Here is a 20,411-nt window from a genome sequence, read left to right as displayed (position 1 = left end):
GGATCAGGCTTCGGCAGCAGCTTCTTCAGCAACGGCTTCTTCAACCGGTGCGTCTTCCAGTGCGCCAAGATCAACGCCTGCCGCACCCAGCTGAGCGGACATGCCGTCCAGAGCTGCGCGCGCAACCAGATCGCAGTAGAGCGCAATTGCGCGGGCTGCGTCGTCGTTGCCGGGGATGATGTAATCGACACCATCGGGCGAGCAGTTGGTGTCGACGATGGCCACAACCGGGATGCCCAGTTTGTTGGCTTCGGCGATGGCCAGAGCTTCTTTTTTCACGTCGATGACGAACAGCAGATCAGGAACGCCGCCCATCTCGCGGATACCGCCGAGGGACGCTTCCAGTTTCAGCTGGTCACGCTCCATGCCCAGACGCTCTTTCTTGGTCAGGCCTTCGGCGCCGGACGCCATTTTCTCGTCGATTTCCTTCAGACGGTTGATCGACTGGGAAACGGTTTTCCAGTTGGTCAGCGTGCCGCCGAGCCAGCGGTGGTTCATGAAGTACTGAGCGGATTTCTCAGCAGCATCTGCGATCGGCTGAGCCGCCTGACGCTTGGTGCCGACGAACAGAACGCGGCCGCCTTTTGCGACGGTGTCACGCACAGCATTCAGAGCTGCGTCGAGCATGGGAACGGTCTGGGTCAGGTCCAAAATGTGGATGCCATTGCGCGAGCCGTAGATGAACGGCGACATGCGCGGGTTCCAGCGCTGGGTTTGGTGACCAAAGTGTACGCCTGCCTCAAGCAGCTGGCGCATGGAGAACTCGGGAAGAGCCATGTATATTTTCCTTTTCCGGTTTCGTGCCTCGGCGGGGGTCTCAGAGCGGATGCTCCAACCGGCGGTCTGCCGGGGATGTCTCCCCCGGTCAGGCCAATCCCCACCTGCGGATTGAATGGCGCGCGTATATGCCAGCCCTGTGGAATGCGCAAGAGCAAAAGTCTGACCGCTCTCCCGTGCGCCGCTTAGGTCGCAGAGTCATCCTGTCCGTTTGCGAGCACGCCACCCGACCGCAGCATAGTATGTCCCGCCCTGACCCGCGCCTCGCAGGCGGCGGCTAATGCTTTGCGATCGGGATAGTCGGACACCCGAAGCGGTTCATGATAGTGCAGTACAACCTCGCCCTGACGCCGCGCCGCAAGGGTTTTCAACAGATGCGGGCCAAAGTCCATATCTCCCCACCAACCGTAAAAACGTGGCTCTTCACCTTCGGGCGGAAGAAACACAACGGACACCGGTTGGATCGAAATATGATCGCGCAGTTCTGGGTGGAAAAACGCCGCAAAAAGCGTGGTTTTAAACGGCAAGACCCGCAAACCGTCCGTCGATGTCCCCTCCGGAAAGAACAACAGCTTATGCCCCAGAAGCAGACGTTTTTGAAACAAGGCCGTCTGTTTTTGCGCCTCCCTTGCGTCCCGCTTGATAAAAACGGTGCCGGTTGCGCGCGCCAGCCAGCCGATACCAGGCCAGCCGGCGACCTCTGCCTTGGAGACAAAATAGATCCGTTTACGCGCATTCAGGGCAAAAATATCCAGCCACGATGTGTGGTTCGCCACCACCGCACCGCGGTTTGTCATCAAGGCGCCCTTGGTGCGAAACCTCATACCAAGGACGCGGAATGCATTGCGGCAAACCCATTGCGTGATGAAGGGCGTGACCGGCCGGTTCAAGCCGCAGAGCGGACGTTCAACCATGCGAACCAGGAGCAGGATCAGCAACCCGCCAAAAACCAACACTCCCAGCAGTGATCCGCGAAGGGCAACCCGCATCCAGCCCGTCGCGCTGATCGCTATCGGAGCTGCGGCGTCACCGCCCTCCCAGGTGCTCATGTGGTGCTCCGCCCTGCGCCGTAGATCCGTTTTTGCCGCGCATTCATTCGCGCGGTGTCAAGCACGAGGCAGACATCCGTTGTGTTGAACGCATGATCAACAAACGCACCATCTCCGACGCAGCCCCCCAGGCGCAGATAGGCCTTGATCAGGGCTGGGGTGTCCAGCATCGCCTGTCGGCGGTCCAAATCATCTACCGCGATCAACTCCATCGACTGATACTCCCGCGCGACGGGGCGCAGCGTCCCAGGTGCCAGATGATTGTGGTAGAGCATCGACAGTGCATTGGCCAGGGGCGCGGTATCGGTCCCGTGAAAGCTGGCAACACCAAACAGGATTTCAACCTCATGTTCCGCCACATAGTCCGCCAAAGCGGACCACAGATGGAACATGGCGGTGCCACCGCGGTAATCCGGATGCAGGCAGGAACGCCCCAGTTCCAACAGCTTACGACCCGATGCTGTCAGTTTGGAGAGATCATATTCGCCCTCGGAATAGAATTGCCCCGCGCGCAGGGCCTGATCGCTCCGCAGCAGACGATAGACACCCACCACCGCATCGCGCTCCAGATCCCAGAGCAGGAGGTGGTCACAAAACGCATCGAAATAATCCCGCTCCAAGCCGGCATCATGGTCCACCAAAGCACCACCACCGCCCAGTTCGCTGACAAAGACGTCGTACCGAAGCGCCTGCGCCGCGCGTAAATCCGCTGATGTCTGTGCCAGTTTGACCTGAAACGCAGGAGAACTGCCGCCCATGACCTTGCTCAACAATGGTTTGCCTTGCGTGCAGCTAGCCTATAAGGCACGGCATGTGCAAGTTTCGTTCAAATTGGTGAACAGGCGTTAACCGTTCATCAACGCTTATGACGGATCAAAGACTGGAATAAGGGCCACCTGAGCGCCGTTGAACACCACCTTACCCTGATCGGGGAAATTCACGGTGATCTTGCCGGCAGCGTTGGACTGAACCTGCCCGGTGCCCCACTCGGGGTGGTCGGGATGGGTCACGAACATGCCAGGGGCAAGTATAGCGTTCAGGTCGTTCATGTGTGAGGGCCCACTTCGGAGGAAAGATATGTCAGTAGATAACGCTAATCTCGCGGCTTTGATAGGGTCGCGCATTTGCCACGACCTGATCAGCCCGATCGGCGCGATCAACAACGGGCTGGAACTGCTTGGAATGTCTGGAGATATGTCCGGTCCCGAGCTGGAGTTGATCTCCGACAGTGTGGCCAATGCCAATGCCCGTATCCGGTTCTTTCGGATTGCTTTTGGCGCGGCCAGCGATCAGCAGATTAGCCGGGCCGAAGTGGTCTCCGTTCTCGAAGATATCGGCAAAGGGGGCCGGTTGAAATATCAATGGGCCCCGCAGGAGGCCTCCAGCCGGACTGAGGTACGGCTTGCCTTCCTCGCGGCGCTGTGCCTGGAAACCGGCCTGCCCTATGGCGGCACGGTCAAGATCCTCTGTGCCGACGGGAAATGGACCGTCATCGGTGAGGGCAGCAAGCTGAATATTGATGATGATCTCTGGGCGCGCGTTAGCGGCGGCACCTCCTCGGCAACCGTCACACCCGCGCTGGTTCAGTTCGCGATGCTGCCCGAGGCGGCAAAAGATCTGGGCCGCACCGTCCGTGTGGAACAGACGCTGGAACGCGTCACTGTCCATTTCTAAGCTGGCCATTTCTAGTCTGGCCCTATGCAGGCTGGATCGAATCAAGGATATAATGAAAGCGCTGCAATCACTTGCAGCGCTTTTTTAATGTCAGCCTGGTCCGCAATTAGCTGCGTACGGCTCCATGGCCACGCACCAGATATTTGAAGCTGGTCAACTGCGCCGCCCCGACAGGCCCACGTGCGTGCATCTTGCCCGTCGCAATGCCGATCTCCGCTCCCATGCCAAATTCACCACCATCGGCAAACTGGGTTGAAGCATTGTGCATCAGGATCGCGCTATCCAGCTCAGCGAAGAACTGCGCCACAGCACCATCGTTTTCGGTGATGATGCAATCGGTGTGCTGCGAATGATGCGCCCGGATATGGGCAATCGCGGCGTCGATATCCTCGACCTGCTTGGCCGCGATAATCGCATCCAGATATTCGCAGCCCCAATCCGCGCTTGTGGCGGCTGTCATGCCATCCGGCCCCGGCAGACCAGCCTCAGCCCGGATTTCCACCCCCGCTGTCGCCAGCGCAGTCAGTACGTCCCGACCGATTGTCTCGGCAATATCACGGTGGATCAACAGGCATTCCGCAGCCCCACAGATACCGGTCCTGCGGGTTTTTGCGTTCAGAACGATCTCCAGCGCCTTTTGCGGATCTGCATCTTTATCGAGGTAGATGTGCACGATGCCCTCCAAATGTGCAAAGACCGGCACCCGCGCCTCGCGCTGGACCAGCCCCACCAACCCCTTACCGCCACGCGGAACAATCACATCGACAGTATCGGTCATGGTGAGAAGCTCCTGCACAGCGGCGCGATCGCGCGTCGGCACCAGCTGAACAGCGTCCTCAGGCAGGTTGGCGACACGCAGACCCGCAGCCAAACAGCCATGTATGGCCTGACTGGAATGAAAACTCTCCGACCCGCCCCGCAGGATCACCGCATTGCCGGATTTGAGACACAGCGCGCCGGCATCCGCTGTCACATTCGGGCGGCTTTCGTAGATCACGCCGATCACCCCAAGTGGGGTACGCACCCGCTGAATGTCCAACCCAGAAGGCTGAGACCATTCGGCCAAGACCTCTCCGACGGGGTCGGGTTGTGCGGCAACCGCGCGCAGCCCAGCGACGACCCCCGAAATCCGGTCCTCATCCAGCGACAGCCGGTCCATCATGGCGGGCGATAACCCTTTACTGCGACCGAAATCAAGATCCTTGGCATTGGCCGACAGGATCTCCGCACGAGTGTCCCAAACAGCATCCGCCGCCGCATTCAGCGCCGCCGTTTTGCGTTCAGCGGTGGCTGTCGCCAGTTTTGCGGCGGCCTGCTTTGCGCGTTTGCCAATATCGGCCATCAGCGCAGCAATATCTTGCGTCTCATTCATTGGTTGAAACCCTTTGTAGACCCTCTTTGACACATCTCGCGGTCAGGCGGGGTCAGCCCTAACATGGATCACGGTTACAGCGCCATATCATCACGGTGAATGACAGCAGCGCGGCCCGCATAACCAAGGATGGCCTCGATCTCGATCGACTGGCACCCTTTGATGGCAGACGCCTCCTCGGCTGTATACCGGCTAAGCCCCTGCCCCAGTTTTCGCCCGTCTGGGCCCAGGATGGCCAACGGGTCACCGCGGCCAAAGTCTCCTTCGATATGTCGGATGCCAGCGGGCAATAGGCTCTTGCCGGAGCCGAGTGCCCGTGCCGCGCCTTCATCCACAGAGACCACACCGCGTGTCTTCATCGCCGCGATCCAGCGCTTGCGTGCAACCTGCGGATCATCCTGCGCGGCGAACCACGTCGAGGCCGCACCATTTTCAAGCAACTTCAGTGGATTATCAGGCGAACCTTCGGTAATCGCCATAGCACAACCCGCCGCCGTTGCCATTTTGGCCGCCAGGAGCTTGGTGATCATCCCGCCCTTGGAGAGACCCGAAACACCATCGCCGGCCATCGCCTCAATCTCCGTGGTGATCTGGTCGATGATGTCATAGCGCCGGGCGGTCGGATCCAACGCCGGGTTGGCTGTGTAGAACCCATCGACATCCGACAGCAGGATGAGAGCATCGGCGCCAACCGTGACCGCCACCTGCGCCGCCAGCCGGTCGTTGTCGCCATAGCGGATCTCATCGGTGGCGATGGTGTCATTTTCATTAACGATGGGCACAACGCCCAAGCCAATAAGCGTCTCCAACGTGGCGCGGGAATTCAGATAGCGGCGTCGGTCGGCGCTGTCTTCCAATGTGACCAGCACCTGCGCGGTGGTGATATCATGCGGGGCCAATGCCTCCTCATAGGCGCCTGCGAGCCGGATTTGACCAACGGCTGCCGCGGCCTGCGACTGCTCCAGCGGCAACTCCTGTGCCGCCAACCCCAGCACCCGACGCCCCAAGGCGATAGAGCCGGATGAGACAAGGATCACATCCTTGCCCATGGATTTCAGCCAGGCAACATCCGCCGCCAAGGCCCGCAACCAATCCGCCCGCAATGCACCGCTTGTCCGGTCCACCAACAGGGCGGACCCGATTTTGACAACGATACGCTGGGCGTCGGTCAGGGTTGCCACGTGTCCTGCTCCTCTTGGGGTTTCTGGCGCAGACGATCTTCGTCGATCTGGGTCCGCATGGACCGCAGCACCTCGTTCAGACCTTCGCGGCTGACACCTGACATCATGAACACAGGTCCACCCACCGCAGCCTCCAGCTCGGCCTTAGCCTCGGCGCGCTCTTCATCATCAAGGGAGTCGATCTTGTTCAGCGCCGTGATACGGGGCTTCTCCGCCAGCTCGCCACCATAGGCTTCCAGCTCATTGATGATGGTCTGGTAATCCTCAGCGATGGTGTCCGAGGTGCCATCTACCAGATGCAAGAGCACCGCACAGCGCTCCACATGCCCCAGGAACCGGTCGCCAATGCCACGCCCCTCGTGAGCGCCGGCAATCAGACCGGGAATATCAGCCACCACAAATTCAACCCCATCAATGCCCACAACGCCGAGGTTGGGATGCAACGTGGTAAACGGGTAATCAGCGATCTTGGGCCGCGCGTTTGAGGTCGCGGACAGGAAGGTGGATTTTCCCGCATTGGGCAGGCCCAGCAGACCGACGTCGGCGATCAGCTTCAGGCGCAGCCAGATGGTGCGTTCAATCCCATCCTGACCGGAATTGGCCCGACGCGGAGCCTGGTTGGTCGCGCTTTTGAAATGCAGGTTGCCAAAGCCGCCATTGCCGCCTTTTGCCAGCAGGAAACGCTCCCCCACCTCGGTGAGGTCAGCCAGAACAGTCTCCTGATCCTCATCCATGATCTCGGTTCCGACAGGAACCCGCAGGACGATATCATCGCCATCTTTGCCGGTGCGCTGACGGCCCATGCCAGACTGGCCATTCTTGGCGAAGAAATGCTGCTGATAGCGGAAGTCAATCAGCGTGTTCAGCCCTTCGGTCACCTCAACCCAGACGGAACCACCGCGACCACCGTCACCGCCGTCGGGACCGCCATATTCCATAAATTTTTCACGGCGAAAGCTGACGCAGCCGTTCCCGCCCGCGCCGGAGCGAATGTAGACTTTGGCCAGATCGAGGAATTTCATGTCAGCTCCTTGCTGATGACCTGCCGCCAGGGGCGCAGGGATAAGATGGGGCGTACCGACGGTGCCGGGGCTTGCTGCCCCGACTTAACGCAAACCGCGCGGCGCGCCAATCACAGTTTTCGGCTGTAGGTCCAGGTTGGCACAGTTGCATCGCGCGCCACGGAAAAGGTCTCGGCATCGCCAAGATACTCAAACCCGCAATGGGTCAGCACACGTGCGGAGGCCGGATTGTCCTGAAACGCACTGGCAAAGAGCGCGTTACACCCTTGCGGATTGGTCTCGACCAAAGCGCGCAACGCGTCTGAGGCAAGGCCATTGTTCCAAAACACCGGGGCAATCCAATAGCCGACTTCGCTCTGGTCGCGGTCAAGCCGCTTGAGGCTGATAATGCCCTTCAGCTCCTCGCCACCGTCTGCGGTGCCATCGATGGCCCAGACATCTTCATCGCGGTCCTCATCCAGGGCGCGGGCAACAAAAGCCTCAATCGCGCCCGGCGGCAGCGGGTGTGGAATAGCGGTTGTCATGCGGGCAACGCGTTCATCGCTGACATAATGGGCAATCAGCCCCTCATCAGATTTGCGCAATGGGCGCAGAACAAAACGTCCTGCATCGATCACGGGCTGTTCTGCTCTTTTATGATCCAAACTCATGCCCTTGCTCCTCTCGAAGAATACCAACACTCATCTTGCTGCCGGATGAAACCGCGGGGCCTTAACAAACTGTTGCGCCCTGCCCTAACGCAAAGCCGTTGAGAACTGGTTAGGTTTTGCCACCGGGGCAAAAATAAAAAAGGGACCGGCGATGTCGCCGATCCCCTGATTGTGTCTCACCTTTCAGGTTCGGCTTATTCAGCGGCCTCCGCCACTGGCAGAACCGAAATAAAGGTGCGGCCCTTGAGGCCTTTGTGGAAGGTCACAGCACCGTCCGTGGTTGCAAAGATCGTGTGATCTTTGCCCAGGCCAACGCCTTCGCCCGGCCAAAACTTGGTGCCGCGCTGACGTACGATGATGTTGCCAGAGATGGCCGCTTGGCCACCATAGAGTTTCACGCCAAGGCGGCGACCGGCTGAGTCGCGGCCGTTACGTGAGGAACCACCAGCTTTCTTATGTGCCATTGTCTATCTCCTTAGCCTTTAGCCAATTCTTTGGCCTGCTCAACCCATTCGGGCTTCACTTTGACCGCGTCGATAGCAGCAATGTCAGCATCCGACAAGGCCGCGATCTGGGCAAAGCTGGTCAGACCGGCTTCTTCCAGCTTCTTGGCAGCGGCGGGACCAACACCTGTCAGCTCGGTGAGATTGTCACCGGAGGCAGCAGGCGCAGCCTTTTTTGCAGCCGGAGCGGCTTTGGCAGCAGGTGCATCGCCCTGACCGCTGGCAGCTTTCACGCCGGACTTGTCAGCGCCGGAGGCCAGGATCTCGGTGATCTTGACCAGAGTCAGCTTCTGACGGTGACCCTTGGTGCGCTTGGAGGAGTGCTTACGACGGCGCTTCACAAAGTGAATGACCTTCTCGCCTTTGATCTGATCGACGACTTCGGCCTGAACCGCAGCACCGTCAACAAAGGGCGCACCCACAACCGGTGCATCACCACCGAGCATCAGGACGTCGTTGAACTGGATTGTTTCGCCAGCATCAGCAGCCAATTTTTCCACGCGCAGCATATCGCCGGCCTGAACTTTGTACTGCTTGCCGCCGGTTTTGAGGACCGCAAACATATGCGTCTTTCCTTTTCTACCCGCGTCCTACGGTCCCTTTCGCATCAGATGCGTCCAGCGTTTCGACCCGAAGGCCACCTCGAACAGCGCGCCCCGTGGGGGCGTATGACAAATAAACCCCGGCACAGAGAATCCGGGCCGGGATGCGGGCTTATGCGGCGAAACGGAGGAGCTGTCAACCCTAGGCGGGTGTCGCCTAGCGCAGCCGAAACGCGACCGGTCGTAGTGCAGTTTTCGTTTCAGAGATCCTGCGCCGGTTCCAGGTCTTTCAGCCGGTAGGCCAGCACTTCGAAACGGTTGGCCGTAATTTCGAATGTCACCGCGTTGAGCAGCTCATAAACCCGCTGCATCAGCGGATGCTCCAACGCCACAATATACGCTTCCAGTTCCTCATTGTTGAAGGCCTGATAGGTATAGGCGTTTGCGGCCATATTCGCGGCCTGCAGCGCCATCTGGGTTGAGGCCTGCTGATCCTTCATAAAGGCGCGCAACCCGTCCGCGTCCAGCTGCAGATCGATCACACCGGCGGCGCTGGCCGCCATCAGGAACCGAAACTGGATTTCCTGCACCGCCTTCACACCTGTGCCATCGGCATCGATTGCCTGCCCCATGCGCTGGAACAGCTGCGGGCGCTCACTGCCCTCGGCCACCAAGTCAGAGATGATGCGCAGTCCTGCCTGCTGCTTGGTCTCATCATCCTCAACCATATGAGAGGCATTCTCCGCCTGTACCAGACGCGCCCCCAGCGGGCTGGCGTAGAACTCAGCAGCATGGGCCAGCGCGTCCTCCTCCAGCGTTTCTTCCAGTATACCCAGCGCAGTCTCGCGCATTTCCTGAAGGTCAAACACATCCTGCGACAACCGCACCCAGGCAGCGCCAAAATCTCCGGCATCCACCCCCAGCATATCCGGCGCCATCTCGGCCGACAGGGCTATACTGTCGAGAGCCACATCAAACCCGGTGGTTTCAAGAAAGGCGATCACCCTGTCCCGCTCCGCGCCCTGTGCAGCAGTGATTGCGAATAATGATGCAAGAACAAGGCTCAAGAGCGTTTGCATCACGCGGGTTCGGAACGACATAATTTGTATCATAGTCCAAAACCTAAGCGTTTTCCTGCGGGAGACAATGAAAAATCCATTTTCCTGCTCAATGCGCCAAATCCCCCCTTGCGCGCCTGCGAATTCCACTTTAAACGCCCTCTCACCCCCTGCGGAGAGGTGCCGGAGTGGTCGAACGGGGCGGTCTCGAAAACCGTTGAGCCTTCACGGGTTCCCAGGGTTCGAATCCCTGTCTCTCCGCCATTACTACATTAAAATCTGACCACTCCTGATGTTCCCGCGCGATAGATTGCGCTTGGGGTCTCCAAGATTGCTGTCGTAAATATGCCGAAATACCCGCCATTTCATCTGCGGATCCTCACCGGCCATTAAGCATTTCAAGTCAGAATAGGCCGGCGCTGATCCGGAGTTTCATTTTGACCATTGCGTTTCCAAACGGATTTAACTGCCCGCTCTATACACGCGCAGTTCTCCTTATGCGCAGCCGTGACTTCGCAGATGCCGAACCTTTGATGCGCAGCTCCCTCATACATGAGGGTGAGACTGCGCTCAGCTATCACTATCTGGCTGAGATCGTCGCCTCCCAACCCGGGCGCATTGCCGAAGCCATTGCCTTGCAGAAAAAAGCTCTGTCGCTGGCGTCGTCAAACCCTGTTTTCATCGCCGCCCTCGGATCAAGATTGAAAGATGGTGGCGACGAGAGAGAGGCGCTCACGACCCTTGAGGCCGCCCTGCAGATCGATGAGAACAACCCTATCGCGCTGCCACTTATACTGAGGCTTCGGCGAAAATTCCTTGCTTGGGAAAGCGGGGCACAAGAGGTGGCCACGATCCAGCGAATGCGCCAGAAAGGCCTTAATTTTGAACCCCTGGCGCTGCTAGCCTATCTGGATGACCCGCAAGCGCAGCTTGAAAATGCACAGCTGCGAGCACCCAAACCCAAACGAAGCAAACCTGCTCCCCATGATCCCGGCGAAAAAATCAGAATTGGTTATTTCTCGAGCGACTTCTGTGAACATGCGACAATGCATCTGTTTAGAGGCGCCCTGAAGGCCCATGATAGAGAACAGTTTGAATTCTTCGTCTACGATCTCTTTCCCAGAGAGCAGTCGGAGGAAAGCACCTTCGTCCGTGCATTTGCGGATCACTACAGGGATGTCTCAGACCTGACTGCTGAGGAAATTGCCGATCTGTCCATCCGCGACAAGGTCGATATCGCCGTCGATCTCAAAGGCGATACGTTCAAGTCAAAGCAGGAAATCTTCGCCTGCGGAGCTGCACCTGTCCAAGTGTCTTTCCTCGGGTTTCCCGGAACTACTGGCATGGACATGATGGACTATATGATCGCCGATCATGTCACCATCCCGGAAGGCGCTGAGCAGTATTATAGCGAAACGATCCTCAGACTGCCCAATTGCTATCAGCCGAACAGCAATTGCCGCCATATCCCGGAAGTCCGCAACACAAGATCTGACTACAACCTGCCGCAGGACACATTCGTTTTCGCCAACCTGAACAATACCTACAAGGTCGGTCCGCGAGAGTTTTCCGCCTGGATGAAAATCCTCAAAAGAGCTCCGGGCTCGGTGCTGCTGTTTTATATGGGTAGTGATGATATCTCCGATGACATCACTCAAAAGGCCGAGGCGCATGGCGTGGATCCAGATCGGATCATCCCCTGCGGGGCGTTACCGCAGGCTGCCCACCTTGATCGCATAGCGCAGGTCGACCTGTGCCTCGATTGCTTTAGCTACAATGCCCACACCACGGCGTCCGACGCCCTGTGGGCCGGCGTTCCGATACTGACACGAGCCGGAAAACAGTTTGCGTCCCGCGTGGCCAGCAGCATCCTGAGCGCGGCTCACCTGTCTGACCTGTCTGTGAAATCAGAAAAACTCTTCATCGACAAAGCCGTCAGCCTAGCAAAAAACCCCGATGAAATGATGCGTATCAAACATCACCTGAGAGAGCAGCGATTGGCGCTGCCGTTATTTGATACCGCAGCCTGGACGAAAGATTACGAGGGTGTGCTGCGCCAGATCTATCAAGAGAGTCAGTCCGCAACTCGGCATTAAGACCGCCGCGCCAACTGAATCGTCTTCGCCAAGCATCCCGCCGCGCGTGACACCATCGCGAAATCCGTCAGAGCACCGCAGCGCTGGCGCTGGCGCTGCACTGACGGGTGAGCATCTAGGATGAGCAAGGTCGCGGCTGATATTGGCGCGTCTACACGTACAGCTTAGTCAAACAGGTCGTGCGCCAGCTCCAGCGCATCGATCAGTACGTCGACCTCTTCCTTGGTGTTGTACAATCCGAAAGAGGCCCGGCAGGTGGCGGCTACGCCGAGGTGATCCATCAGAGGCCCCGCACAATGCTGACCGGCACGCACAGCAACGCCCTTTTTGTCAAGGATGGTGGAAATATCATGCGCATGGGCAGCGCCCTCAAGTGTGAAGCTGAAAATCGCAGCTTTGTCAGCAGCTTGCCCCTGGATATTCACCCAGTTCAGCCCGCTTAGCCGCTCGTTGGCATAGGTCGTTATGGAAGTCTCATGGGCGGCGATATTCTCCATGCCGATGTCCATCATATATTCGAGCGCCACGCCCAGACCGATCATCTGTACGATCCCCGGCGTCCCGGCCTCGAACTTCATCGGCGCATCATTGTAGATCACCTGATCACGGGCGACCTCCTTGATCATATCGCCGCCGCCCATGAAGGGGCGCATCTCTGCCATCCGTTCGGGTCGAATGTAGATCGCACCTGATGAGGACGGCCCGTAGAGTTTGTGACCCGTGATAGCGTAGAAATCACAGCCGATATCCTGCACATCCACTGGCATATGGACCGCGCCCTGCGAGCCGTCGACCAACACCGCAACGCCTTGTTCACGCGCTTCACGGCAGATGGTTTTCACATCCACAATGGTTCCCAACACATTGGAACATTGGGTAATTGCGATCAGCTTGGTCTTGGGACCGATGGCGTCCAATACCGCCTGCGGATCAAGACTGCCGTCAGCGGCGGTCTCTACCCATTTCAGCACCACGCCCTGACGCTCGCGCAGGAAATGCCAGGGCACAATGTTGGCGTGGTGCTCCATCACGCTCAGAATGATCTCATCCCCGGCCTCCAGCTGGGGCATCGCCCAACCATAGGCCACGGTGTTGATGCCCTCCGTAGTGCCGGAGTTCATCACAATCGTATTCTCGTCCCCTGCATTCAAGAAGCGAGAGATCGTACCGCGCACGCTCTCATACCTCTCGGTCGCGAGGTTAGACAGATAGTGCAACCCCCTGTGAACGTTTGAGTATTCCTCTGAGTATGCACGGGTAATGGCGTCAATCACCACCTGAGGTTTCTGCGCCGACGCGCCATTGTCCAGGTAGGTCAGTGGCTTGCCGTTTACCTGACGGGACAGGATCGGAAAATCAGCGCGAATTTTTTGGACGTCATACATGGTCGGGAAGTCCCAATAGTGCCGGGGCATGCGCCCCCAAAAGCAGAGAGAGAAGGATGACGATCAATATCGCCGACATCAGAACCGAGCCGATGGCCCGCCAGACAGATGTAAACTGATGTGCTTCTTTGATGAACAGCAGAAAAATCGCCAGCATGACGAAGTTCGCCACCAGCGCAATCAGAGAAGCGGCCAGCGGCAGCACCAGATGCAGCAGTATCACCGCTGCCAAAAGCACAATCTGCACCGCATTCAGCCAGACGTTGACCGCAAGTATATCGACAAAACGCGCCCGCCCGCCGATCCAGCGACCGGTCCAGGTCAGCAGCCCAGTAATGCAGAGATGCAGGGCAAACACCGCACCGGCATAGGGTAACGGGGGCATGCTGGGCAGAAGACTGCTGTCACTGGCGAGGATCGCATCCGCGACTTCAAGCACCAGAGTGTTCAGCACCGCCGTCAGCAACAAGGCCAGAACAAGCGCCTGACGGGGCCAATCCACCGACAGAAGCACCCGTGCCGCCGCAGTTGGCGCGCTGAAGGTCAGGCTTGCAAGTGTCTGGTAGGGTATCATTTTTCACCCCAGTAAGACTGCGCCATACCGCTAACCCAGAACCAGAGAAACAGCAGAAACCAGATCCCGCCAACCAGTGTCAGTTCAAGCCCCGACCCGATGAACCCAGCCACGAGTCCATTTAGCAGCATCAACGGGCTGGCCGCCAGAAAGGCCCAGAACAGCGCCAGACGGGCCTGTGCGCTACCGCCTGAGCCGCCAACCATCCGGGCCAGCCCATGGGCCAGAAACGCCAGCGCATATAACAGCAGCGGCGCCATGAACAGCAATGCAAGCAGCGATCCGCCCAGCAGCATATTCAACTCCTGCCCGGTCAGATGTGCCTCCCGCGCCCGCACCGGCATCTGCGCAATGAACGCAATGGCGCAGCCAGCCATCAGAATGGCAAGCAGCCGGCCTTCATGCAGCCCCATGGCAAGACGCCGCGCAAAAACTCTGCGCGGCCCCTTGTAGGTGGCAACAATGTCCTGACTGACGGACATCAGCGGCGCCGGGCCAACCAGCCTTCCAGCCGGTCCACAACGTTCGCCGCAATATCAGCGTCCTCAATCTCGTCCACCGCCTCGGCGAGAAACGCAAGCGTCATGAGATCGGTCGCTTCGGCATGCGGTACACCACGGGAGCGCAGATAGAACAGCCCTTCTTCGTCAATCGCACCGGACGTGGAGCCATGCGAACAAGCCACGTCATCGGCATAGATTTCCAGCTCAGGCTTGGCGAGGAACTGGCTGTCATCGTCCAGCAGCAAAGACTGGGAAATCTGATACCCGTCAGTCTTTTGCGCGCCTTCCTTCACCAGGATCTTGCCTTGGAATACACCAGTCGCCCCATTGCGCAGCACCTTCTTGAAGACCTGACGGCTCTCACAGTTCACGGCATCATGGGTGATGAACACAGTGTCGTCGTGATGGAAATCGCCATCGCCAACACACGCACCAGCGATATGGGCCACGGCATCATCGCCGGTCAGCTCGATCACCGCCTCATTCCGGGTCAGCACGCCATTCACGGTCAGGGTGAAGGATTTGAACACAGATTCAGTGCCAAGACGCGCAAACAGATGTGTTGCCGCGCGACGCTCGTGGTCGCGACCCTGCGCGCGCACCAAGTGCAGAGAACCGCCGTCGGCGACGTCAATTTCCATGCACTTGTTGAACCGCGAGGCTGCAGGCCCGTTTTCCAGAATGGTCGCGTTGGCCCCGCTCTCGACACGGATCACGTGGTGCAGGATCGCATCCGAGTCCTCTGACGCGTGGCGATAGATCAAGCTGACCGGTTTCGAAGGCGTCCCGGTGACGCGGATCGCGACACCATCCTGCGCAAATGCAGTATTCAAAGCCGCCAGCGGGCGTGCGACAGGGGTCTGACCGCGCGCTTCAAGAACACCGTACAAGTCCTTGGCCCAATGGATATCTTTGGCGCAGATATCAGCGATGCGATCAATGCTGATCCCTTCCAACGCCAGTTCATCCGAGGCAGCAGCGTCAAAAACACCATCGACAAATACGATCTTGATGCGATCAAATTCGCTGAACATCGGAGGCTCGCCTGCATCAAAAACGGCGGCGGTTGGTGCCTCCGCTGCGGTCAGCGTATCGGGCCGGGTGTATTTCCAATATTCATCGCGACGGCCGGGCAGCCCCAGCGTCTGTACGCGGGACAGCGCGGCTTTGCGCGCCTCCGCCAGACAGCCGCCCTCCGGCATGGTCAGCGTGGCCAGACGCGCCTCTGTTTCGCTTTGTTTTCTGTCAGCAAGCGCCATTTATACACCCTCTGCCAGAATGTCAGCATAGCCGTTGTTCTCGACTTCCAGCGCCAGCTCAGGACCACCAGTTTTCACGATGCGACCATCTGCCATGATGTGAACCACGTCGGGTTTGATGTGGTCCAACAGGCGCTGATAGTGGGTGATGACGAGGAAACCGCGGCCTTCGTCGCGCAGGGCATTCACGCCTTCGGAAACCAGTTTCATTGCATCCACGTCCAGACCGGAATCGGTCTCATCAAGGATGCACATTTTCGGCTCCAGCATCGCCATCTGCAGAATTTCGTTACGCTTTTTCTCACCACCGGAGAAGCCGACATTGACCGGACGCTTCAGCATATCGGCGTCGATCTTCAGCGTCTTCGCCTTGGCGCGGACCTCCTTCAGGAAATCGGAGGCGCTCAGCTCTTCTTCGCCGCGGGCCTTGCGCTGCGCGTTCACTGCGGTGCGCAGGAAGGTCATGTTGCCGACACCGGGGATCTCAACCGGATATTGGAACGCCAGGAAGACGCCTGCGGCGGCGCGCTCTTCCGGCTCCATCTCCAGCAGATCTTCGCCCGCCAGCGAGGCCTCACCGTCGGTCACCTCATAGCCGTCGCGGCCAGACAGCACATAAGACAGCGTGGATTTGCCAGAGCCGTTCGGCCCCATGATCGCATGCACTTTGCCAGCTTCAACGGTGAGGTTGACGCCTTTGAGGATCTGCTTGTCCTCTTCTTCAAGTTTGACGTGCAGGTTTTTGATTTCGAGCATTTTTTCCTCGTTTATATCTCTTCGGGGCGAACCCCGGTTGTTCCTGTGCCCCGAGGGGCGAATTATTTAGCCGAGCACCACGGCTGTTCCGCTGGCCGACACCATCAGCATGGATTGCCCGACCACCTCATAATCCAGATCGACGCCGACGACTGCGTTAGCGCCTTTGGCGCGGGCGCGGTCTTCCAGCTCTGCCAGCGCGGTTTCTCGCGCGTCCTGCAGCTTGCTTTCATAAGCGCCGGAGCGGCCGCCAACGATATCGGTGATTGAGGCAAAAACATCGCGCACAACATTGGCGCCCATGATGGCCTCGCCCACCACGATGCCCTTGTAGTCGGATATCTGGTAGCCTTCGACGTTTGGTGTGGTTGTGATGATCATGAACGTGCCTCTTTTTGTTCAGAGGACCCTTTACTTTCAAGGTCTTCCGCTTTTTTTCCTGCGTACGAATAAAGAAAAGCGGCATCTAGCTCTTTGGCGCTTTTCACTTTTTTCTTCAGCCTCAGGCCGTGCAAAAGAGCACAACTAATACTCGTTCCGAACGCGAGAACGAGACCAGTCGCGGAAATGGTCATTCCGAGAGCGCTGGCGACAGGAAAAACCACGTAGGGCCCAAACCAGAAAAGCGTGACGAACAAAACCGCCCCCCCGAAGGTGGCAACAAGAGCAACTTCACTGCCCACACGGCGCTTCGCCGTGCGAGCAATTTCCTGGCGCTCCCTTAAGGAATATGTCCGTCCGTCAATCATCATTGGTTGGTTCAGCCCACAGACCCTTCCAGCGAGATCGCAACCAGCTGCTGCGCTTCCATGGCGAACTCCATCGGCAGCGCCTGCAGCACGTCCTTGCAGAAGCCGTTGACCACCAGGGCCACCGCCTCCTCCTCGTCCATGCCGCGCTGGCGGCAGTAGAACAGCTGGTCATCATCCACCTTGGAGGTGGTCGCCTCATGCTCCACGCGGGAGGAGTTGTTCTTGACCTCGATATAGGGAACCGTATGCGCCCCGCATTTGTCACCGATCAGCAGGCTGTCGCACTGGGTGTAGTTGCGGCTGTCCTTGGCCTTCGGGTGCATCGACACCAGGCCGCGATAGGTGTTCTGCGCCTTGCCCGCGCTGATGCCTTTGGAGACGATGCGCGACTTGGTGTTTTTGCCCAGATGTACCATCTTGGTGCCGGTGTCGGCCTGCTGCATGTTGTTGGCAATCGCAATCGAGTAGAACTCGCCCTGGCTTTCCTCACCGCGCAGGATGCAGGAGGGGTATTTCCAGGTCACGGCAGAGCCAGTTTCCACTTGGGTCCACATCACCTTGGAGCGATCTCCACGGCAATCGGCGCGTTTGGTCACGAAGTTATAGATGCCGCCCTTGCCGTTCTCATCACCGGGGTACCAGTTCTGAACGGTGGAATATTTCACCTCGGCATCTTCTTCGATGATGATTTCCACCACGGCTGCGTGCAGCTGGGCGATATCGCGCGCTGGTGCAGTACAGCCTTCCAAGTAGCTGACATAGCTGCCTTTATCGGCGATGATCAGCGTGCGTTCAAACTGGCCGGTGTTTTCCGCATTGATGCGGAAATAGGTCGACAGCTCCATTGGGCAGCGCACACCCGGCGGCACATAAACGAACGAGCCGTCCGAGAACACAGCAGAGTTCAGCGTTGCGTAGAAGTTGTCGGACACCGGCACGACAGAACCGAGGTATTTCTTCACCAGTTCGGGGTGCTCTCGGATCGCCTCAGAGATCGAACAGAAGATCACGCCCGCTTTTTTCAACTCTTCCTGGAAGGTTGTGCCAACGGACACGGAGTCGAACACCGCATCGACCGCGACCTTGCGGCCCTCGGCTGGCATATTCTCCGCGCCCTCGACACCGGCCAGAATCATCTGCTCTTTCAGGGGGATACCCAGCTTTTCGTAGGTCGCTAGAAGCTTCGGATCGACCTCATCCAGCGACTTTGGCTTCACCTCCATCGATTTGGGGCGCGCATAGTAATACTGGTCCTGAAAATCGATTTCCGGATAGTCGACCATCGCCCAGGTCGGTTCTTCCTTCTGCAGCCAGCGGTCATAGGCTTCCAGACGCCAGTTCAGCATCCATTCCGGTTCTTCGTTCTTTTCCGAAATCAGCCGGACAATATCGGTGGTCAGGCCCTTGGGGGCGTATTCCATCTCAATATCGGTTTCCCAGCCGTATTTATAGGCGCCGCCAACCTCGCGGACGGCATCGACCGTTTCCTGGTCAACGCCTTCTTTTACCTGAACATCATCCAATGCTGTCATGGTCATCTCCTGCACTCACGCCACCCGGGCGCGATGTTTCTTCTGTTTGGCGCACCAGCTTTCGGCAAAGCGCAGCACATCCGTTTCTGTTGTGTCCGGCCCAAGCGAGACGCGCACGGCGCTCTGGGCGGTTAACTCGTCATATCCCATGGCGGTCAGCACAGCGCTGGCGCGCACCTTGCCGCTGGAGCAAGCACTGCCTGCGCTGATCGCAAAACCCGAGAGGTCCATTTGCATGACCTGGGTTTCGCCCTTCCAGCCCGGGGTCGCAAAACAGCTGGTGTTGGGAAGGCGTGATGCCGATGTCCCAACAAAAATAGTATCGGGACTGCCAGCTGCAAGGGCCGCTTCCATTGTGTCGCGCAGCATCGCAACCCGCTCCCACACACCATTGGCCAGCGCCTGTGCTGCGGCTTCGGCGGCGGCGCCGAAACCGGCGATGCCGACAACATTCTCGGTGCCGGACCGACGGCCCATTTCCTGACCGCCCCCTTTGATCTGCGCCGCCAGATCGGTGCCGCGTTTCAGAACAACCGCGCCGATCCCCTTGGGGCCGCCCAGCTTATGTGCCGAAATCAGCGCCATGGTTGCGCCCATCCAATTGAAGGCCACGGGCAGCTTGCCAAAGGCCTGTGTCGCATCAGTCACCGCCAGCCCCTGCGGCAACGTCTGAATAATGCCCGTTTCGGAGTTGGCCAGTTGCAGGGCAGAGGTCGCCGGGTCATTCACAAGGACATGGCCTTCAGGCGAAACCTGTAAATCTTCGACAGCCCAGGACCTTACCGCGTCATGTTCAACCGATGCGGTATGAAGATCTCGGCCACTCATGGCCAGGGCAGCCCCCTCAGTCGACCCGGAGGTAAAGACGATATCGGCACCATCCGCCCCAAAAGCCGAGGCAATCTGCGCCCGCGCCTTCTCAACCAACGCCTTGGCGGCCCGACCCTCAGCATGCACTGACGACGGGTTTCCACAAATCTCCATGGCAAAGATCATCGCAGCCTTCGCAGCATCGCAAAGCGGCGTGGTAGCGTTGTGATCAAGATAGACGCGCGACATCTTCAGTGTTGGTCCTTAGCTCTTACCCCTCGCCGCCGCTCAGAGCAGGCACGCGATAGTTGATTTTGTCAAAACAGCGCACCAGCGCCGGTGTGGATTTCCAAATTTGCGGGTCGGATCAGTCATCGACCACGGAAAACAAGGTCGGAACCGCCGGGCAGGGCACCAGATCATTTTCGATCACATCCGACAGGCGGGTCTGATGCAGGAAAACATACACATGCGCGCTCAGCCCCTCCCATAGACGGTTGGTCAGCGATTGCGCGCGGCTCCCTGATAGCCCGCCAGAGGCTCCGGCCCCCTTGTGCATGGCATCAACGGTTTCATCCACCGCACTCAGCACATCAACCACCCGGATGTCCGAGGGCGGTTGTGCCAGCCTGTAGCCCCCACCGGGGCCACGCACCGACACCACAAGACCGCTGCGGCGCAGTTTGACAAACAGCTGTTCGAGGTACGGGAGCGAGATATCCTGACGTTTGGAGATATCCCCCAACACCACCAGACTGCCCTCCGGCTGCAAGGCGATATCCGCCAAGGCCACCATCGCATACCGCCCTTTGGTCGAAAGTTTCATATTTTCAAATCCTCAGACCCTGACAACACAGCGAAAAGATTGACCTCGAACGCTGCAATGCGTATCTCAGCGGGACGGCAGCGAAACTTG

General features: G+C 58.6%; 23 protein-coding genes and 1 tRNA gene. 3 read left to right on the top strand and 21 right to left on the bottom strand.

Annotation, left to right across the window (positions count from 1 at the left end; genetic code table 11):
- Window positions 1–3 precede the first annotated feature (3 nt).
- The 4 genes from rpsB to D1820_RS03760 all read right to left on the bottom strand — a co-directional run bounded on the left by rpsB (window position 4) and on the right by D1820_RS03760 (window position 2,875).
- Window positions 4–777 (bottom strand): 30S ribosomal protein S2, encoded by a 774-nt coding sequence (rpsB, locus tag D1820_RS03775; protein WP_024097272.1) that lies wholly within the window; start codon window positions 775–777, stop codon window positions 4–6.
- A 185-nt stretch (window positions 778–962) separates the two neighbouring features.
- Complete coding sequence (locus D1820_RS03770; RefSeq protein ID WP_118067925.1) at window positions 963–1,826, bottom strand: 1-acyl-sn-glycerol-3-phosphate acyltransferase; 864 nt, start codon at window positions 1,824–1,826, stop codon at window positions 963–965.
- A complete protein-coding gene (locus D1820_RS03765) occupies window positions 1,823–2,584 on the bottom strand; it encodes a GNAT family N-acetyltransferase (protein ID WP_118067924.1) in 762 nt (253 codons plus the stop codon). Before D1820_RS03765 ends, D1820_RS03770 begins: the two co-directional genes overlap by 4 nt.
- Before the next feature lie 105 nt (window positions 2,585–2,689).
- Entirely contained in the window at window positions 2,690–2,875 is a 186-nt protein-coding gene (locus D1820_RS03760; RefSeq protein ID WP_014879994.1) for a DUF3553 domain-containing protein, read from the bottom strand.
- A 28-nt stretch (window positions 2,876–2,903) separates the two neighbouring features.
- On the opposite strand from D1820_RS03760, the gene D1820_RS03755 reads away from it, so the two are divergent.
- Entirely contained in the window at window positions 2,904–3,500 is a 597-nt protein-coding gene (locus D1820_RS03755; RefSeq protein WP_014874664.1) for a histidine phosphotransferase family protein, read from the top strand.
- Window positions 3,501–3,606: 106 nt separating this feature from the next.
- Here D1820_RS03755 and D1820_RS03750 read toward each other — a convergent pair whose 3' ends face one another.
- The 7 genes from D1820_RS03750 to D1820_RS03720 all read right to left on the bottom strand — a co-directional run bounded on the left by D1820_RS03750 (window position 3,607) and on the right by D1820_RS03720 (window position 9,882).
- On the bottom strand, window positions 3,607–4,872 hold the full coding sequence (locus D1820_RS03750; protein ID WP_118067923.1) for a glutamate-5-semialdehyde dehydrogenase: 1,266 nt from the start codon (window positions 4,870–4,872) through the stop codon (window positions 3,607–3,609).
- A 74-nt stretch (window positions 4,873–4,946) separates the two neighbouring features.
- Window positions 4,947–6,053 (bottom strand): glutamate 5-kinase, encoded by a 1,107-nt coding sequence (proB, locus tag D1820_RS03745; protein WP_118067922.1) that lies wholly within the window; start codon window positions 6,051–6,053, stop codon window positions 4,947–4,949.
- Entirely contained in the window at window positions 6,041–7,075 is a 1,035-nt protein-coding gene (obgE, locus tag D1820_RS03740; RefSeq protein WP_118067921.1) for a GTPase ObgE, read from the bottom strand. Before obgE ends, proB begins: the two co-directional genes overlap by 13 nt.
- A 110-nt stretch (window positions 7,076–7,185) precedes the next feature.
- Window positions 7,186–7,725, bottom strand: coding sequence for a GNAT family N-acetyltransferase (locus D1820_RS03735; protein WP_014879990.1), 540 nt, complete (start codon window positions 7,723–7,725; stop codon window positions 7,186–7,188).
- A gap of 194 nt (window positions 7,726–7,919) precedes the next feature.
- Entirely contained in the window at window positions 7,920–8,189 is a 270-nt protein-coding gene (gene rpmA, locus D1820_RS03730) for a 50S ribosomal protein L27 (protein WP_014874659.1), read from the bottom strand.
- An 11-nt stretch (window positions 8,190–8,200) separates the two neighbouring features.
- The gene (locus D1820_RS03725; RefSeq protein ID WP_014879989.1) at window positions 8,201–8,791 is read right to left on the bottom strand and encodes a 50S ribosomal protein L21; all 591 of its coding nucleotides are present in this window, start codon (window positions 8,789–8,791) and stop codon (window positions 8,201–8,203) included.
- A gap of 239 nt (window positions 8,792–9,030) precedes the next feature.
- Window positions 9,031–9,882 (bottom strand): DUF2059 domain-containing protein, encoded by an 852-nt coding sequence (locus tag D1820_RS03720; protein WP_118067920.1) that lies wholly within the window; start codon window positions 9,880–9,882, stop codon window positions 9,031–9,033.
- Window positions 9,883–10,002: 120 nt separating this feature from the next.
- Here D1820_RS03720 and D1820_RS03715 point away from each other — a divergent pair.
- Window positions 10,003–10,092 (top strand) — tRNA-Ser (locus D1820_RS03715).
- Window positions 10,093–10,265: 173 nt separating this feature from the next.
- Window positions 10,266–11,924: a UDP-N-acetylglucosamine-peptide N-acetylglucosaminyltransferase gene (locus tag D1820_RS03710; RefSeq protein WP_118067919.1), complete on the top strand. Its 1,659-nt coding sequence runs from the start codon at window positions 10,266–10,268 to the stop codon at window positions 11,922–11,924.
- Window positions 11,925–12,088: 164 nt separating this feature from the next.
- Here D1820_RS03710 and D1820_RS03705 read toward each other — a convergent pair whose 3' ends face one another.
- The 10 genes from D1820_RS03705 to D1820_RS03660 all read right to left on the bottom strand — a co-directional run bounded on the left by D1820_RS03705 (window position 12,089) and on the right by D1820_RS03660 (window position 20,321).
- Window positions 12,089–13,309, bottom strand: coding sequence for a cysteine desulfurase (locus tag D1820_RS03705; protein WP_118067918.1), 1,221 nt, complete (start codon window positions 13,307–13,309; stop codon window positions 12,089–12,091).
- Window positions 13,302–13,883 carry a YIP1 family protein gene (locus tag D1820_RS03700; protein WP_118067917.1) on the bottom strand — a complete coding sequence of 194 codons (582 nt, stop codon included), beginning with the start codon at window positions 13,881–13,883 and terminating at the stop codon, window positions 13,302–13,304. Before D1820_RS03700 ends, D1820_RS03705 begins: the two co-directional genes overlap by 8 nt.
- Window positions 13,880–14,365, bottom strand: a complete 486-nt coding sequence (locus D1820_RS03695) for a YIP1 family protein (RefSeq protein ID WP_118067916.1) — start codon at window positions 14,363–14,365, stop codon at window positions 13,880–13,882. The genes D1820_RS03700 and D1820_RS03695 overlap by 4 nt, the downstream gene beginning before the upstream one ends.
- Window positions 14,365–15,645: a SufD family Fe-S cluster assembly protein gene (locus tag D1820_RS03690; protein ID WP_118067915.1), complete on the bottom strand. Its 1,281-nt coding sequence runs from the start codon at window positions 15,643–15,645 to the stop codon at window positions 14,365–14,367. Before D1820_RS03690 ends, D1820_RS03695 begins: the two co-directional genes overlap by 1 nt.
- Window positions 15,646–16,401 carry a Fe-S cluster assembly ATPase SufC gene (sufC, locus tag D1820_RS03685; protein WP_014879982.1) on the bottom strand — a complete coding sequence of 252 codons (756 nt, stop codon included), beginning with the start codon at window positions 16,399–16,401 and terminating at the stop codon, window positions 15,646–15,648.
- Between the two features lie 66 nt (window positions 16,402–16,467).
- Window positions 16,468–16,782: a heavy metal-binding domain-containing protein gene (locus tag D1820_RS03680; protein ID WP_014879981.1), complete on the bottom strand. Its 315-nt coding sequence runs from the start codon at window positions 16,780–16,782 to the stop codon at window positions 16,468–16,470.
- On the bottom strand, window positions 16,779–17,153 hold the full coding sequence (locus D1820_RS03675) for a hypothetical protein (protein ID WP_118067914.1): 375 nt from the start codon (window positions 17,151–17,153) through the stop codon (window positions 16,779–16,781). Before D1820_RS03675 ends, D1820_RS03680 begins: the two co-directional genes overlap by 4 nt.
- An 8-nt stretch (window positions 17,154–17,161) precedes the next feature.
- The gene (sufB, locus tag D1820_RS03670) at window positions 17,162–18,685 is read right to left on the bottom strand and encodes a Fe-S cluster assembly protein SufB (protein ID WP_040169591.1); all 1,524 of its coding nucleotides are present in this window, start codon (window positions 18,683–18,685) and stop codon (window positions 17,162–17,164) included.
- A 15-nt stretch (window positions 18,686–18,700) separates the two neighbouring features.
- On the bottom strand, window positions 18,701–19,744 hold the full coding sequence (locus D1820_RS03665; RefSeq protein ID WP_118067913.1) for a cysteine desulfurase family protein: 1,044 nt from the start codon (window positions 19,742–19,744) through the stop codon (window positions 18,701–18,703).
- A gap of 118 nt (window positions 19,745–19,862) precedes the next feature.
- Window positions 19,863–20,321, bottom strand: coding sequence for an Rrf2 family transcriptional regulator (locus D1820_RS03660; protein WP_040169082.1), 459 nt, complete (start codon window positions 20,319–20,321; stop codon window positions 19,863–19,865).
- Between the last annotated feature and the right edge of the window lie 90 nt (window positions 20,322–20,411).

Origin of the sequence: Phaeobacter sp. LSS9 (genome assembly GCF_003443595.1) — a bacterium.
Lineage (GTDB): Bacteria > Pseudomonadota > Alphaproteobacteria > Rhodobacterales > Rhodobacteraceae > Phaeobacter > Phaeobacter piscinae.
The sequence above is the reverse complement of the archived record's forward strand: the minus strand, read 5'-3'. Positions and strand labels throughout refer to the sequence as shown.

Coding starts and splice junctions, on each gene's coding strand:
- rpsB (WP_024097272.1), bottom strand. CDS start 777: ATGGCTCTTCCCGAGTTCTCCATGCGCCAGCTGCTTGAGGCAGGCGTA.
- D1820_RS03770 (WP_118067925.1), bottom strand. CDS start 1,826: ATGAGCACCTGGGAGGGCGGTGACGCCGCAGCTCCGATAGCGATCAGC.
- D1820_RS03765 (WP_118067924.1), bottom strand. CDS start 2,584: ATGGGCGGCAGTTCTCCTGCGTTTCAGGTCAAACTGGCACAGACATCA.
- D1820_RS03760 (WP_014879994.1), bottom strand. CDS start 2,875: ATGAACGACCTGAACGCTATACTTGCCCCTGGCATGTTCGTGACCCAT.
- D1820_RS03755 (WP_014874664.1), top strand. CDS start 2,904: ATGTCAGTAGATAACGCTAATCTCGCGGCTTTGATAGGGTCGCGCATT.
- D1820_RS03750 (WP_118067923.1), bottom strand. CDS start 4,872: ATGAATGAGACGCAAGATATTGCTGCGCTGATGGCCGATATTGGCAAA.
- obgE (WP_118067921.1), bottom strand. CDS start 7,075: ATGAAATTCCTCGATCTGGCCAAAGTCTACATTCGCTCCGGCGCGGGC.
- D1820_RS03735 (WP_014879990.1), bottom strand. CDS start 7,725: ATGAGTTTGGATCATAAAAGAGCAGAACAGCCCGTGATCGATGCAGGA.
- rpmA (WP_014874659.1), bottom strand. CDS start 8,189: ATGGCACATAAGAAAGCTGGTGGTTCCTCACGTAACGGCCGCGACTCA.
- D1820_RS03725 (WP_014879989.1), bottom strand. CDS start 8,791: ATGTTTGCGGTCCTCAAAACCGGCGGCAAGCAGTACAAAGTTCAGGCC.
- D1820_RS03720 (WP_118067920.1), bottom strand. CDS start 9,882: ATGATACAAATTATGTCGTTCCGAACCCGCGTGATGCAAACGCTCTTG.
- D1820_RS03705 (WP_118067918.1), bottom strand. CDS start 13,309: ATGTATGACGTCCAAAAAATTCGCGCTGATTTTCCGATCCTGTCCCGT.
- D1820_RS03700 (WP_118067917.1), bottom strand. CDS start 13,883: ATGATACCCTACCAGACACTTGCAAGCCTGACCTTCAGCGCGCCAACT.
- D1820_RS03695 (WP_118067916.1), bottom strand. CDS start 14,365: ATGTCCGTCAGTCAGGACATTGTTGCCACCTACAAGGGGCCGCGCAGA.
- D1820_RS03690 (WP_118067915.1), bottom strand. CDS start 15,645: ATGGCGCTTGCTGACAGAAAACAAAGCGAAACAGAGGCGCGTCTGGCC.
- sufC (WP_014879982.1), bottom strand. CDS start 16,401: ATGCTCGAAATCAAAAACCTGCACGTCAAACTTGAAGAAGAGGACAAG.
- D1820_RS03680 (WP_014879981.1), bottom strand. CDS start 16,782: ATGATCATCACAACCACACCAAACGTCGAAGGCTACCAGATATCCGAC.
- D1820_RS03675 (WP_118067914.1), bottom strand. CDS start 17,153: ATGATGATTGACGGACGGACATATTCCTTAAGGGAGCGCCAGGAAATT.
- sufB (WP_040169591.1), bottom strand. CDS start 18,685: ATGACAGCATTGGATGATGTTCAGGTAAAAGAAGGCGTTGACCAGGAA.
- D1820_RS03665 (WP_118067913.1), bottom strand. CDS start 19,744: ATGTCGCGCGTCTATCTTGATCACAACGCTACCACGCCGCTTTGCGAT.
- D1820_RS03660 (WP_040169082.1), bottom strand. CDS start 20,321: ATGAAACTTTCGACCAAAGGGCGGTATGCGATGGTGGCCTTGGCGGAT.